11 protein-coding genes and 1 pseudogene are annotated in these 13,323 nt (G+C 73.3%); 8 read left to right on the forward strand and 4 right to left on the reverse strand.

Translation table 11 applies throughout. The annotated features are described in order from the left end of the window. Positions 1 to 423: 423 nt before the first annotated feature. The 4 genes from ABZ990_RS05735 to ABZ990_RS05750 all read left to right on the forward strand — a co-directional run bounded on the left by ABZ990_RS05735 (position 424) and on the right by ABZ990_RS05750 (position 4,976). Positions 424 to 1,413 (forward strand): malate dehydrogenase, encoded by a 990-nt coding sequence (locus ABZ990_RS05735; protein WP_361225813.1) that lies wholly within the window; start codon positions 424 to 426, stop codon positions 1,411 to 1,413. Positions 1,414 to 1,611: 198 nt separating this feature from the next. Continuing rightward, the gene (locus ABZ990_RS05740; RefSeq protein ID WP_361225816.1) at positions 1,612 to 3,570 is read left to right on the forward strand and encodes a hypothetical protein; all 1,959 of its coding nucleotides are present in this window, start codon (positions 1,612 to 1,614) and stop codon (positions 3,568 to 3,570) included. Then, on the forward strand, positions 3,563 to 3,940 hold the full coding sequence (locus tag ABZ990_RS05745; RefSeq protein WP_361225819.1) for a hypothetical protein: 378 nt from the start codon (positions 3,563 to 3,565) through the stop codon (positions 3,938 to 3,940). Before ABZ990_RS05740 ends, ABZ990_RS05745 begins: the two co-directional genes overlap by 8 nt. 1 nt (position 3,941) lies before the next feature. Continuing rightward, positions 3,942 to 4,976 carry a hypothetical protein gene (locus ABZ990_RS05750; RefSeq protein WP_361225822.1) on the forward strand — a complete coding sequence of 345 codons (1,035 nt, stop codon included), beginning with the start codon at positions 3,942 to 3,944 and terminating at the stop codon, positions 4,974 to 4,976. A 40-nt stretch (positions 4,977 to 5,016) separates the two neighbouring features. Here ABZ990_RS05750 and ABZ990_RS05755 read toward each other — a convergent pair whose 3' ends face one another. Then, the gene (locus tag ABZ990_RS05755) at positions 5,017 to 5,760 is read right to left on the reverse strand and encodes an isocitrate lyase/phosphoenolpyruvate mutase family protein (protein ID WP_361226370.1); all 744 of its coding nucleotides are present in this window, start codon (positions 5,758 to 5,760) and stop codon (positions 5,017 to 5,019) included. Positions 5,761 to 5,822: 62 nt separating this feature from the next. After that, positions 5,823 to 6,428, reverse strand: coding sequence for a carboxymuconolactone decarboxylase family protein (locus ABZ990_RS05760; RefSeq protein ID WP_361225825.1), 606 nt, complete (start codon positions 6,426 to 6,428; stop codon positions 5,823 to 5,825). Between the two features lie 47 nt (positions 6,429 to 6,475). Here ABZ990_RS05760 and ABZ990_RS05765 point away from each other — a divergent pair. Further along, positions 6,476 to 7,913 (forward strand): annotated as a pseudogene (locus ABZ990_RS05765) (PLP-dependent aminotransferase family protein). Between the two features lie 87 nt (positions 7,914 to 8,000). Here the strand turns inward: ABZ990_RS05765 and ABZ990_RS05770 are convergent. Then, positions 8,001 to 8,921 carry a dienelactone hydrolase family protein gene (locus ABZ990_RS05770; RefSeq protein ID WP_361225828.1) on the reverse strand — a complete coding sequence of 307 codons (921 nt, stop codon included), beginning with the start codon at positions 8,919 to 8,921 and terminating at the stop codon, positions 8,001 to 8,003. 128 nt (positions 8,922 to 9,049) lie between these two features. On the opposite strand from ABZ990_RS05770, the gene ABZ990_RS05775 reads away from it, so the two are divergent. The 3 genes from ABZ990_RS05775 (at position 9,050) to ABZ990_RS05785 (ending at position 11,993) form a co-directional block, all read left to right on the forward strand. Continuing rightward, positions 9,050 to 10,342, forward strand: coding sequence for a helix-turn-helix domain-containing protein (locus ABZ990_RS05775; RefSeq protein ID WP_361225831.1), 1,293 nt, complete (start codon positions 9,050 to 9,052; stop codon positions 10,340 to 10,342). Between the two features lie 121 nt (positions 10,343 to 10,463). Then, on the forward strand, positions 10,464 to 10,760 hold the full coding sequence (locus ABZ990_RS05780) for a hypothetical protein (RefSeq protein ID WP_361225834.1): 297 nt from the start codon (positions 10,464 to 10,466) through the stop codon (positions 10,758 to 10,760). Positions 10,761 to 10,766: 6 nt separating this feature from the next. Then, the gene (locus tag ABZ990_RS05785) at positions 10,767 to 11,993 is read left to right on the forward strand and encodes a glutathionylspermidine synthase family protein (RefSeq protein WP_361225837.1); all 1,227 of its coding nucleotides are present in this window, start codon (positions 10,767 to 10,769) and stop codon (positions 11,991 to 11,993) included. Between the two features lie 64 nt (positions 11,994 to 12,057). Here the strand turns inward: ABZ990_RS05785 and rocD are convergent, their stop codons facing one another. Further along, positions 12,058 to 13,269: an ornithine--oxo-acid transaminase gene (gene rocD, locus ABZ990_RS05790; protein WP_361225840.1), complete on the reverse strand. Its 1,212-nt coding sequence runs from the start codon at positions 13,267 to 13,269 to the stop codon at positions 12,058 to 12,060. Positions 13,270 to 13,323 lie beyond the last annotated feature (54 nt).

A 13,323-nucleotide genomic window follows, 5' to 3' on the forward strand; every position in this document is an offset into this window, starting at 1 on the left:
ACGAAGACACGTGCGGCACGAAGACATGCGCGGCGCCCGTCCTCTCCCCCGTGGGAGGACGGGCGCCGCTGCGTTCCAGGGTCATGTACGTGCCAATGGGCGTTCAAGATCCGGCGGGCCGTTGTGGCACGGAGGTGACGGAGGTGACCATTCCGCTACGTTGCGTCAGAATCGCGGCGCGGGAGCGGTCCGGGAGGTCCACGGACTGGGTGCGGGACGGGTACGGGAGTGGCGCGGCCGGGTGCATCCGGGGCGGCAGTGAGCCGTGACACAAGGGGTTGGGGGTGCGGAAGGTTCCGGGTCCGATAGCCTGATCGCCGGATATCTCTTCACGTCGAGACATCGATCGATCACAGATCACGAGGAGACATCCAGCATCAGGGGCAGGGAAACCCCACCGCCAGCTGTCTTACGGAGATCGCCATGACCCGCACTCCCGTGAATGTCACCGTGACCGGCGCGGCCGGCCAGATCGGCTACGCGCTGCTGTTCCGCATCGCCTCCGGCCACCTGCTCGGCGCGGACGTGCCGGTCAAGCTGCGCCTCCTCGAGATCCCGCAGGGCGTCAAGGCCGCCGAGGGCACCGCCATGGAGCTCGACGACTGCGCCTTCCCGCTGCTCAAGGGCATCGACATCTTCGACGACCCGAACAAGGGCTTCGAGGGCGCCAACGTCGCGCTGCTCGTCGGCGCCCGCCCGCGCACCAAGGGTATGGAGCGCGGCGACCTGCTCGCCGCCAACGGCGGCATCTTCAAGCCGCAGGGCAAGGCCATCAACGACAACGCCGCGGACGACATCAAGGTCCTCGTCGTCGGCAACCCGGCCAACACCAACGCCCTGATCGCCCAGGCCGCCGCCCCGGACGTGCCGGCCGAGCGCTTCACCGCGATGACCCGTCTGGACCACAACCGCGCGCTGACGCAGCTGGCCCAGAAGACCGGCTCCTCCGTCGAGGACATCAAGCGCCTCACCATCTGGGGCAACCACTCCGCGACGCAGTACCCGGACATCTTCCACGCGGAGATCGCCGGCAAGAACGCCGCCGAGGCCGTGAACGACGAGGCCTGGCTCGCCGACACCTTTATCCCGACCGTCGCCAAGCGCGGCGCCGCGATCATCGAGGCCCGTGGCGCGTCCTCCGCCGCCTCCGCCGCCAACGCCGCCATCGACCACGTCCACACGTGGGTCAACGGCACGGCCGCCGGCGACTGGACCTCCATGGGTATCCCGTCGGACGGTTCCTACGGCGTCCCGGAGGGTCTCATCTCCTCCTTCCCGGTCGTCTGCAAGGACGGCTCCTACGAGATCGTCCAGGGTCTGGACATCAACGAGTTCTCCCGCGCCCGCATCGACGCCTCCGTCCAGGAGCTGTCGGAGGAGCGCGACGCGGTCCGCGAGCTCGGCCTCATCTGAGTCCGAGTCGAACCGGAGTCCGAACCTGAGTCGCGCTTCCCGCGACACATCTCCGCGCACGGCGCCCCCGGCCACTGGGCCGGGGGCGCCGTGCGTTCTATGCTGTCCCCCCGCACAGCCGACGCGTCGTCGACTCGGCCAACTCGGCTCCCCACACGGGTAGTTCACTTGTTCGGGGGAACATTGGCACAGCCGCCCTTGCCTCAGCAGTCAGGACCACCGCCCGAGCCGCCACCCGGCACACCGCCCGGCACCCCACCCTCGCCGCCACCGCCCGCACCCACGCCTGCCGCCGCGCCCACGCCGGCCGCATCCACACCCGCCGCGCCGCCACCGGCCACGCCCGCACCCGCCGCGCCCACGCCCGTCGTACCCGCGCAGGGCGCGCCGCCCCGGGGTACGCCACCGCCCGGCGTCCCGTCCGACGACCTTCCGCGCGCGGATCCCGCAGCCAGCGAGGCCACCCGGCTGCTGTGCGCTGGCACGTACCTCGACGAGGGCTTCCGCGACGCCGTCATCGACGAGCTGTACGTCCACGAGGAGCGCGTCGCCGCGCCCTCCCTCGGTTTCGACGCCGCCCGCGTCCTCGCCCACGCCCTGCGCGCCCGCCGGATCGAACTCGGCTGGTCCGCCGCGATCCTCGGGGTCTGGGTCGTCTCCTACGCCGTCACCGGCGGCCTCGTCCTGCTCCTCGTCGTCCCCGTCCTGCTGCTGGCCCTCGCGCGCAAGGTCCGCGGCAAGGCCGTCCCGGCGCCGCTGCAACGCACCATCCCCGCCTTCCTGTTGCGGCTCTACGCGATCCTGCTCTACGCCACCGCCGTCCTCGTCTACCTGGGGCTCGCCTTCGGTGTGGCGCGCCACGCGGTGGAGTTCTTCGGGAACGTGCTGCAAGCCCTCATGAGCCCCCTGGCCGCCTTCGAGGGCGTGGCCCCCGCCGCCGTGACGAGCCCGCTCTACGTGCTGTACTACGCGGGCGTGTTCCAGGCCCTGTGCTCCTTCGCCGTCCTGCCGCTGGTCGCGGCGGCGGCCGCGTTCCAGCGGGGGCAGTTCGCCCGCGCGCTCGCCGGAGAGCTGTCCCGGACCCGCTTCCCCGATCTGCGCGGCGACCCCGCCGAGCACGCGCTGGGATTCCGCTTCCGTCGGCTGCGGGACCGGATCCGGACCGAACAGCACTCCCGGCTGGTTCTCTACCGCTCCGAAAACCCGTTCTGCGGCGCCGGAACGCCCTACGAGACCTGGTCGCTCTCCGTCGAGCTGCGCCCGCGCGAGGATCTCGACGGCCGTGCGCCGGAACGCCTCGACAACACCGCGATCATGCGGCACATCGTTCCGCTTCTGGAGGCGCTGCGTGTCCCGTCGCTGCACGGCGACGTCGTCCGCGACCGGCTGCGCGAGCTGGAGATCGACGAGGTCGTCTTCCTGCCGGTGGACGGGCTGCCGAGCCGCGCGGCCGCGCCGTACACCCCCGAGGGGTTCGAGCGGCACCGCGCCGGGGCGATCGAGGAGGGCGGCGAGACCCGCCGGCACTTCCTGCGGATCAGGGTCGGCGGCTGGGGCGAGGAGATCGTCACCACCGTCTTCGTCCGCGTCCACACCCAGGGCGGCATGCTGATGCTGGAGGTGGCCCCGCACGTACTGCGCCCGGTCGCCTCGCTCTACCGGAACGCCGACCGGATCGCCCACCGTCACCGCAACAACCACCAGGGCGGCAAGGCGGTCTGGGCCATCGGGCAGACCTCGCAGTTCACCGGGCAGGCCCTGGTCACCGTCTGGCGGGCGCTGAAGAACCTGGGCACGCTCAGCGTCGGCGGATACGCGCGGGCCCTGCCCGAGGGGCCGCTCCGCTCCCTGCGGGAAATGGCCTCCGACCCGACCGCGTCCCTGTTCCAGGAGATGGACGTCAGCCGATACTTGAAGAGCATCCAGGATCGGGTGGCGAACGGCGTGACCGTGGCGCTGCGCCAAGCCGGTTACGAGACGGCCGAGTTCGAGCAGAAGATCGTACAGGTCGGCGAGGGTGGCGTGTTCATCGAAGGAACGAAGGGGAACGTCACCATCGGCGACCACAATACGGTCGGCACCACGACCGCCGACACGACGAAGCCGGCGGCGAAGACGAAGACCAGGACCAAGGGCCCCGGAGGCGACCGTGGTTGAGCGCGACACACCCGCTGCGGGGCGCATCGAGATCAGAGGGGTCACCGGCAATGTCACCGTCGGCGACCACAATCACGTCGAGTACACCGTGCACGGCCCCGGAGTCGAGCGCGACCCGGGGCAGGAGGAACTGCTCGCGGCCATCAGGGAGTTGCGCGCCGACCTGGGCCGGCTCGCCGACCCGGGACGGATGGCCGCGCTCGACGGCGAACTCGCCGGTGCCGAGGGCGAGATCGAGGAATCGGGTGCCGCGGGCCCGGGCCGGCTGACCCGGCTGCGCCAGGCGCTCGCCGACGCCGGCGCGCTGACCGCCCTGTTCGCCTCGGCGGCGGCCGTGGGCGAGTCCGTCACCGCACTGCTCGGAGGCTGAGATGGTCGAGCGCGGAGGCGGGACGGCCGGGTCGGGCAGGTCAGGCGGGTCGGGCGCCTGGTGGAACGACGAGTCGCAGAGCTGGGAGACGGGCTCGGCCGCACCCGGCTCCGGCTCCGGCACCGGTTTCGGCAGCGGTACCGGTGTCGGCGCTGGCTCCGGCTCCGGACCGCTGCCGGAGCTGCCGCCCGTCGCCGGATTCGTCCCCCGGCCCCTGCCCGGCACCGGGCAGGGCGCGGCGGAGGGGTTCGGTCCGGTGGTTCCGCTTCCGCCGCTGCCGGCGTTCCCGCCCGCGTACCCCCCGATGGATCCGGCGCCGGGGGGCGCGGGTCCGGGCGGTGCCACCGGTCCCTCGCGCCATGTACTCGTCACCGCCGTCGCGGCGGCCGTACTGGTCGCGGGCGGGCTCGGCGGCTGGCTGCTGTGGGGGAGGGACGGCGGTGACGGCGGCGGTACGGCGCAGGGGCCGCCCGCCGGGCCGGGGACGAGCACCTCGGTGTCCGACGCGCCGTCCGCTTCCGCTTCCGATTCCCCGGCCGGCCCGGCGAGCCCGTCCGACCCGGCCGCGGACCCCGCCTCCCCGTCGCCCTCGCCTGTCGAGGACGTCCCACCGAGCGGCTTCACGATGGTCGAGGACGAGTCGGGCTTCCGCCTCGCCGTCCCCGCCGGCTGGACCCGGACCGTCACCGGAGGGAGCGTCTTCTACGTCGCCCCCGGCGGCTCCTCCCTGATCCAGATCTACGACACCGGCGAGTCCGGACTGACCCCGTACGAGGCGCTGCGGAAGACTTCGCAGAGCCTCTCGGTCAACACCCGCTACGAGGAGATCAGTCTGGAGAAGAAGGGCGGTGGGGACACGGCCGAGCTGGTGTACGCGTACGACCGGGACGAGGGCCGCCGCCAGGTCGTCGCGCGCGCCTTCGCGACCGACAGCGGCAAGCCCCGCATCATGCTCGTCGCGGGGCCGAAGAGCGAGTGGCCCAGGCAGCAGGAGACCCTCATCACGGCCCTCACGTACTACCGGCCCACTCCCTGACCCCGGCCTCGTCCACGTCCGCGTTCCCCGGGGTGCCCCGCTACACCGCGTCCGTACCCGCGTCCGTACCCGCGCCCGCGTCCGCCGCCAGTTCCCGGGCCAGTTCCCCGAGGCCGGTCAGGGCGCGGTGCAGCAGGATCGGGCCGAAGGTGATCCGGGTCGCGCCCAGCCGCCCCAGCTCGGCGAACGACGGACCGCCGGGCACCGCGAGGGCGTTGAGCGGCCCCTCGACCCCCGCCGCGCGCAGCCGGGGCAGATCGCCGGCCGGGGCCTCGATCGGGTAGACGCAGTCCGCGCCCGCCGCCGTGTACAGCCGCGCGCGGGCGGCGGCGTCGGCGACGGTGCCGCCGTGGAGGTACGTGTCCACGCGCGCGTTGATCACGAGGGCCGGGCCGGCCGCCTCCCGTACCGCCGCGAGCCAGTCGGCCTGCTCGCGCGGATCGCGCAGCACCCGCCCGGGGGCGGTGTCCTCCAGGTTCACCCCGACCGCGCCGGTGCGCAGGACCCGTTCGACCAGCTCCTTCGCCGGCAGGCCGTACCCGGCCTCGACATCGGCCGAGACCGGTACGGACACAGCGCGGGCGATCCGTGCCACCGCCGCGAACATCTCGGCCGCGGGCGTCCGCCCGTCCTCGTGGCCCAGCGACGCCGCGACCCCCGCGCTCGGCGTCGCCATGGCCGGGAAGCCGGCCTCCTCGAAGACACGCGCCGAGGCCGCGTCCCATGGTCCCGGGAGGACCAGCGGGCGGTCGGCGGGCCGCCCGTGGTGCAGGGCCCGGAGCACCGCCGCCCCGGTCGCGTTGTCCGTACCGCCGGAACTGTCTGGGCCGGCCGTGCTGTTCGGGCTCACCGCTTGGCCCCGCCGGGGTGGTAGTGGCCCGGCACCATGCGGGACGTCACGGCGATCCGGTTCCACGCGTTGATGGCGGTGATCGCGCCGATGACATGCGCCAGTTCGGTGTCGTCGAAGTGCCGGGCGGCCTCCTCGTACACCGCGTCGGGCACGAATCCGTCGGTGAGGACGGTGACGGCCTCGGTCAGCGCGAGGGCGGCCAGTTCGCGTGCGGTGTAGAAGTGCCGCGACTCGCGCCAGGCGGACAACTGGACGAGGCGTTCCACGCTCTGGCCGGCCGCCAGCGCGTCCTTGGAGTGCTTGTCCACGCAGAAGGCGCAGTGGTTGATCTGTGAGGCGCGCAGTTTGATCAGGTCGTACAGGGCGGGGTCGACGTGCTCCGACGCGGCCGCTTCCAGGCTCCGCATGGCCTGGTAGAAGCCGGGGTGCAGCTTGATGAACGCGAGCCGGGCCGGCTCCTCCGGTGCGTACCCGGCCTGTTCGGCCCCCTGGGCCTCGCGGGCCTCCTGGGACTCCGGGGATCCCTGGACTCCCTGGGCCTTACGGGCTCCTTGGGCTTCGTCGGCCCCGTGGGAGGAGTGTGGTGCGGTGGTCGTCATGCCGACCACCGTAGGGTGCGGAAGGCACCCCGGTATGGTCCATTTCCATGGCAAACGAGTGGGCCACTTTCGGCGCCGACCTCCATCTCGACCTCACCGGGCGCGGCCGGCGCAAGGCGCTCATGGACGCGCTCCGGGAGGCGGTGCGCAGTGGCCGGCTGACGGCCGGCACCCGGCTGCCGTCCTCACGTTCCCTCGCCGCCGATCTGGGCATGGCCCGCAACACCGTCGCCGACTCCTACGCCGAACTCACCGCCGAGGGCTGGCTCACCGCCCGGCAGGGCTCCGGGACCCGGGTGGCCCCGCGCTCCGAACCGCGCCCGGGGCCGAGGGCGGATCCGCCTCCCCGGGCCGCCGGTTACCCCCGCCCTCGGCCGCCCCTGCGGCCCGCGCCCGGCACACCCCTCTACGACCTCCAGGCCGGCCGTCCCGACGTCGCCTCCTTCCCGCGCGCCGACTGGCTCAAGGCCGCCCGCAAGGCGCTGACCGCCGCGCCCAACGACGCTTTCGGGTACGGCGATCCGCGCGGCCGGATCGAACTGCGCACCGCGCTCGCCGAGTACCTGGCCCGGGCCCGGGGCGTGCACGCGGACCCGGACCGGATCGTCGTCTGCTCGGGGTTCGTGCACGGACTCCAGCTGGTGGGGCGGGTGTTGCGGGATCGCGGGGTACGGGCGGTGGGCGTCGAGTCGTTCGGTCTGCGCGTCCACCGGGACCTGCTGGCCCGCCAGGGCCTGCGCACCCCGGCTCTCGGTCTCGACGAACAGGGCACCCGTACCGAGGAATTGGGCCAGATGGGCGGAGTCGGCGCGGTCCTGATGACCCCGGCGCACCAATTCCCGCTCGGCGGCGCGCTCGCCCCGGCGCGGCGGGCGGCGGCGGTCGACTGGGCGCGGGCCGCAGGCGGGCTGATCCTGGAGGACGACTACGACGGGGAGTTCCGGTACGACCGGCAGACCGTCGGAGCCCTCCAGGGGCTCGACCCCGAGCGGGTCGTCTACTTCGGCACCGCCAGCAAGTCCCTCGCGCCGGGCCTGCGGCTCGCCTGGATGATGCTCCCCGGCGATCTGGCCGGCGAAGTGGCGGCGGCGAAGGGGGAGATCGACTGGGTGTCCGCCGCGACCGATCAGCTCACGTTCGCGGAGTTCCTCGCCTCGGGCGCGTATGACCGTCATGTCCGGGCCATGCGGCTGCGCTACCGGCGACCGCCGCGACCAACTGGTCGCGGCGGTCGCCGCGCACGCGCCCGCCCTGCGCGTGAGCGGCATCGCGGCCGGGCTCCATGTCGTCCTCGAACTCCCGCCGGGCACCGAGGAGTCCACCCTGCGTGCCGCCGCCGACCAGGGTCTCGCCCTGCTCGGCGTCGACCGCTTCCGGCACCCGGACGCGGCCCCGCTGCCCGACGGGATCGTCGTCGGCTACGGCACCCCGCCGGACAGCGCCTGGTCGGGCGCGCTGGAGACGCTGTGCCGGGTGCTGCCGTGAGGGCGGGGCGAGGGCGGGGTGAGGGCGGAGGCGGGGCTTCAGGGATCGGGACGGCGGGAGGCCCGGGAGGCCCGGGCGTCGGGAGCGTCAGGACGCCGTGAGCAGCCGCCCGGTCAGATAGGCCAGGATCTCGTCCCTGGCCCGCACCGTGGGGTGGCCCGCCTCGTCGACGAGGTGCGCGGTGACGACGCTGTGCGGGCTGTCGACCACCTCGGCGAAGAACGGCGACGGCGCCGGGTTCGCCGCACTGCCCGGCAGCACCCGCCCGTCGAAGGCGTCGCCGAGCAGCGCCCGGTAGGCGGCGAACCGCTGCCCCGTGCACCAGCGGTCGCCCTCGAAGCGGTACGAGAGGACGGTGAGGCCACTGCGCGCGGCCCGCTCGCGCAGGGCCCGCGCGTCCTCCGCGCCGAGTTCCAGCCCGCCGGGATCGTCCAGCGGCAGCGACGGATGGTTGACGACGGAGGCGACGACCGCCGGATCGAGGGCCATGGTGAGCGCGAAGTTGCCGGTGAAGCACAGCCCGATCGCCCCGACCCCCGGTCCGCCGCACTCGGTGTGCGCCTGCCGGGCGAGCCCGCGCAGCCAGGACGCCACGGGGCTGCTGCCGCCGCCCCCGAAGGCGCGGAACTCGGCGCTGACGCAGGCCCGTCGGATGACCTCCCTGCCGCCCTCGGCGGTGGGCCACGCGCCGTCCTTCCCGAAGAGGGACGGCACGTACACGGTGAAGCCCGCGTCCCGTACCCACCGCGCGAGGCGCAGTACGTCCGGGCTGATGCCGGGCATCTCCGGCATCACGACGACGGCCGGCCCGGCGCCCGCCACGTACACCTTCTTCACCACCCCGTCGATGTCGACGAGACGGCGGGTGAAGTCGTCGATCGGGTCGTCCAGGGGGTGGGGGCCGGGGTCTGGGCCGGGGCCGGCTCGGGAAGCGGAGGCGGGACCGGAAGGGGACGGGGAAGGAGAGGGCGGGACCGTGCGGGAAACGGGCTTCGGGTCGGTGTTCATGGGGACCAGCGTGGACCGGTGCCGCCGGGCCGCAGGAGAGGCCGGACCGCCAGGCTCAGGGGTAATCTCGCCACACCGTGGGGGCGGGCGGGGTGCGGGCCACGGGCAGGGGTACAGGGGGAGACGCCATGGAAGAGCGGCCGTGGACCGGGGCGGAGAACACCGGGGGTGCCGGGGACGCCGGAGGGGTCGACCGAGCCGACCGAGCCGACCGAACCGAGCCCGGCACGGGAACGGACGCCCTGCGGATCGGGGTCCTGGCCTATCCGGGCTGCTTCGCCTCCGAGGTCTTCGGCGTGCCCGACCTGCTCACGATGGCCGCGCACATCGCCGGCCCCGACGCCCCCGGCTACCGGGTCACGGTCCTCTCGCCCCGCCGCCGCGTTCTCGCCTCGGGGGACACGGCCCTGGACGTGACCCCGCTGCGCCCCAACATCGACATCCTCGTCGTCCCGGGCTTCGCGCTCCGGACGGGCCTAGGGCGTGTTTCGAAAGTCCCTCCTGGCCCGCGACCCCTGGCACGCCCGCTCGCTGCGTTGTCGGAGTCATCCAAGTACGCCCAGTACGAGGATGATCCTCCGCCTTGCGATCGCACGCACCAGACGCCGCAGGCCCCGCCCTCCGGGCGGACGGAGCTACTTTCGAAACACGCCCTAGACCTGGACGAACGGCTCGCCTCCCTCGCCCCCGAGACGGCCGCCATCCGGGCATATGCCGAAGCGGGCACGGCGGTGGTCGGCATATGCGTCGGCGCCTTTCTGCTCGCCGAGGCCGGACTGCTGCGCCACCGCCGTGCCACCACGGCCTGGCTGTTCGCCGACGAACTGGCCCGCCGCTGCCCGGAGGCCGACGTCCGCGCCGAGGAACTCGTCGTCACCGACGCCGGGGTGACGACGACCGCAGCCTTCAGCGCCATGTACGACTTCGCGCTCGACCTGATCCGGCGGCACAGCGGCGCCCGGGTGGCCCGTACGACCGCCCGGGTCGCGCTCGTCGACGACGCGCGCGACTCCCAGACCCCGTACGTCGATCCCGGGCTGCTGCCCCGGCCCGGCAACGCGTTCGCGCAGCGGGTCATGCGCCGGCTCGACCAGGATCTCGCCGCCCGGTACGACCTCGCGGCGCTGGCCGCCGCCTTCGGGGTGAGCACCCGGACCCTGCTCCGGCGCTTCGCGGACGAGACCGGGCACAGCCCGCTCGCCCATCTCCAGGCCGCGCGGGTCCGCCGCGCCCGTCACCTCCTGGAGACCACCGACCGCACCGTCGCGGCCGTCGCGGCGGCGGTCGGCTACCGCGACCCGGGCACCTTCGCCGCCCTCTTCGCCCGGCACACCGGCCGCCGCCCCGCCGCGTACCGTGCGGCCTTCCGGCGTACGGACCTCCCACATACGGCTCTCCGGGGGAGCATGGACCCGCGCTGAGCGCCCGTCACCCCGCCGGCGGGACCGGGACCCGGACCGTCCGCCCCGGGCATGGGCGGCGGTTCGCCCCCGGCCTACACTGTGCGCTCGCGACCACGCGACGGGGAGGGGGCGGAACATCATGCGCAGACTGAGGTCCAGCGCGGTGGTACTCGGCGGGGTGGGCATGCTCGCCGCGACACTCACGGCATGCGGCTCGGAGCCCGACCAGCGGTGCGTCGACCCCGTGACGTACAAGGAACTCCCCGACTACAAGTGCCACGACGGCAAGGGCAGCAGCTCCAGCGGCTCAAGCAGCAGCGGCCGCTACTACTACGGCGGCTCGGTCCGAGGCGGCTCGGTCAGTGGCGGCGGTTTCGACAAGTCGTCCGTATCCAGGGGCGGTTTCGGCGGTCACTCCTCCTCGTCCGGCGGCTGACCTCGCATGCGGCGCCACACCATCGAGCCCCGCCCCGACTGGCAGCGCACGGTCGAGGAGCAGGGCCTGATCTACCCCCTGACCCGCCACCCCGACGGCTCCCTGCGCCCCTACTGGGACGAGAGCGCCTACTACTCCTTCAGCCTGCCCGAGGTGGAGGCGCTGGAGGAGGTCGTCGAGGAACTGCACGCCATGTGCCTGGGCGCGGCGGCGCACATCGTCGAGCAGGACCGTTTCGCCGACCTCGGCATCACCGACCCCAGGGTTGTCGCCCGGGTCGCCGAGTCCTGGCGCCGCAGGGCCGAACTGCCCACCCTCTACGGTCGGTTCGACCTCTGTTACGACGGTACGGGCCCGGCCAAGATGCTGGAGTACAACGCCGACACCCCCACCTCCCTGGTGGAGGCCGCGAGCCCGCAGTGGTTTTGGATGGAGGAGCGGTTCCCCGGCGCCGACCAGTGGAACTCCCTCCACGAACGGCTCGTCGACGCCTGGCGCCGCCAGGCCCATCTGCTGCCGCCCGGCAGCCCCGTCCACTTCGCCCACTCCGACGCCGACGAACTCGGCGAGGACCTGATGACCGTGGCGTACCTGCGCGAGACCGCCCAGCAGGCCGGCCTCCACACCGAGGCGCTGTCGGTCGAGCGGATCGGCTGGGACCGGATCAGCGGACGGTTCGTCGACGAACGGCTCCGCTACATCCGCGCCTGCTTCAAGCTCTACCCGTGGGAATGGCTGACCACGGACACCTTCGGCCCGCACGTCCTCGACACCCTCGACAACGGCGGCGGCACCGGCAGCACCTGCTGGATCGAACCGGCGTGGAAGATGCTGCTCTCCAACAAGGCGCTCCTCGCGATCCTCTGGGAGCTGCACCCCGGCCACCCGAACCTGCTCCCCGCCTACCTCGACGGCCCGCGCGAACTCGCCACGACGACGGGATGGGCGGCGAAGCCGCTGCTCGGCCGCGAGGGCGAGGGCGTCACCCTGCACGAGCCGGAGCCGGAGCCGGAGCGGGAGCCGGAGCCGGCCCCGGGGCCGGGCGGCGTCCCGCCCGTACGCACCGAACCCTGCTGCTACCAGGCGCTGTCCCCGCTGCCCGACTTCGACGGCAACCGGGTCGTGCTCGGCGCGTGGACCGTCGGCGACGAGGCGGCGGGGCTCGGCATCCGGGAGTCGTCGGGACCGATCACGGACGGGTACGCGCGCTTCATCCCGCACGTCATCCTCTGAGCCGTACGGGGCGTACCGGCCGTACGGGGAGGGGGTGCGGGCCGCCCCCCTCCCCGTACCCCGGTCAGCCGTCCTCGGAGAGCACCGCCCGCAGCTGTTCGAGCCCCCAGTCCAGGTCCTCCTTGGAGATCACCAGCGGCGGCGCGATCCGGATCGTCGACCCGTGCGTGTCCTTCACCAGCACGCCCCGCTCCATCAGCCGCTCCGAGATCTCCCGGCCGGTGCCGTGCGACGGCGCGATGTCGATCCCCGCCCACAGCCCGCGCCCGCGCACCGCCTCCACGGTCCCGGCGCCCAGCAGCGTCGCCAGCTCCGCGTGCAGATGCTCGCCCAGCTCCGTCGCCCGCTGCTGGTACTCGCCCGTCCGCAGCATCGCGACCACCTCCAGGCCCACCGCGCAGGCCAGCGGATTGCCGCCGAACGTCGACCCGTGCTCGCCGGGCCGGAACACCCCGAGCACGTCGCGGTCCGCGACCACCGCCGACACCGGCACCACCCCGCCGCCCAGCGCCTTGCCCAGGATGTACACGTCCGGCACCACACCCTCGTGCTCGCACGCGAACGTCCGCCCCGTACGGCCCAGACCCGACTGGATCTCGTCCGCCATGAACAGCACGTTCCGCCGGGCGGTGAGCTCCCGCACCCCGCGCAGATACCCGTCCGGCGGCACCAGCACCCCGGCCTCGCCCTGGATCGGCTCGATCAGCACGGCGACCGTGTTCTCCGTGACCGCCGTCTCCATCGCGGTCAGGTCCCCGTACGGCACGATCTCGAAGCCCGGCGTGTACGGACCGTAGTGGTCACGGGCCTCGTGGTCCGTCGAGAAGCTGACGATCGTCGTCGTCCGGCCGTGGAAGTTGTTGGCCGCCACCACGATCTTCGCGTGCCCGTCCGGCACGCCCTTCACCTCGTACCCCCACTTGCGGGCGGTCTTCACGGCGGTCTCCACCGCCTCCGCGCCCGTGTTCATGGGCAGCACCATCTCCTTGCCGCACAGCTCGGCGAGCTGCCCGCAGAACTCCGCGAACCGGTCGTGCTGGAACGCGCGCGACGTCAGCGTCACCCGCTCCAGCTGCGCCTTCGCCGCGTCGAGCAGCCGGCGATTGCCGTGCCCGAAGTTGAGCGCCGAGTACCCGGCGAGCATGTCGAGGAACCGGCGCCCCTCGACATCGGTCATCCAGGCGCCCTCGGCGGAGGCGACGACCACGGGCAGGGGGTGGTAGTTGTGCGCGCTGTGCGCGTCGGCGGCGGCGAGCTCGTCTTGCGTCCTCGACACGGGGTCTCCGTTCGTCGTGAAGCCAGGGGCGGGTTGTGGCACCCCGTTCTTATC

This window comes from Streptomyces sp. NPDC046203 (genome assembly GCF_040646255.1).
In the GTDB taxonomy this organism is placed as follows: Bacteria; Actinomycetota; Actinomycetes; order Streptomycetales; family Streptomycetaceae; genus Streptomyces.

What these genes read in the sequence shown, in the direction of transcription:
- ABZ990_RS05785 (WP_361225837.1), top strand. Translation starts at nt 10,767, where the DNA reads ATGCGGCGCCACACCATCGAGCCCCGCCCCGACTGGCAGCGCACGGTC.
- ABZ990_RS05735 (WP_361225813.1), top strand. Translation starts at nt 424, where the DNA reads ATGACCCGCACTCCCGTGAATGTCACCGTGACCGGCGCGGCCGGCCAG.
- ABZ990_RS05775 (WP_361225831.1), top strand. Translation starts at nt 9,050, where the DNA reads ATGGAAGAGCGGCCGTGGACCGGGGCGGAGAACACCGGGGGTGCCGGG.
- ABZ990_RS05780 (WP_361225834.1), top strand. Translation starts at nt 10,464, where the DNA reads ATGCGCAGACTGAGGTCCAGCGCGGTGGTACTCGGCGGGGTGGGCATG.
- ABZ990_RS05750 (WP_361225822.1), top strand. Translation starts at nt 3,942, where the DNA reads ATGGTCGAGCGCGGAGGCGGGACGGCCGGGTCGGGCAGGTCAGGCGGG.
- ABZ990_RS05760 (WP_361225825.1), bottom strand. Translation starts at nt 6,428, where the DNA reads ATGACGACCACCGCACCACACTCCTCCCACGGGGCCGACGAAGCCCAA.
- ABZ990_RS05770 (WP_361225828.1), bottom strand. Translation starts at nt 8,921, where the DNA reads ATGAACACCGACCCGAAGCCCGTTTCCCGCACGGTCCCGCCCTCTCCT.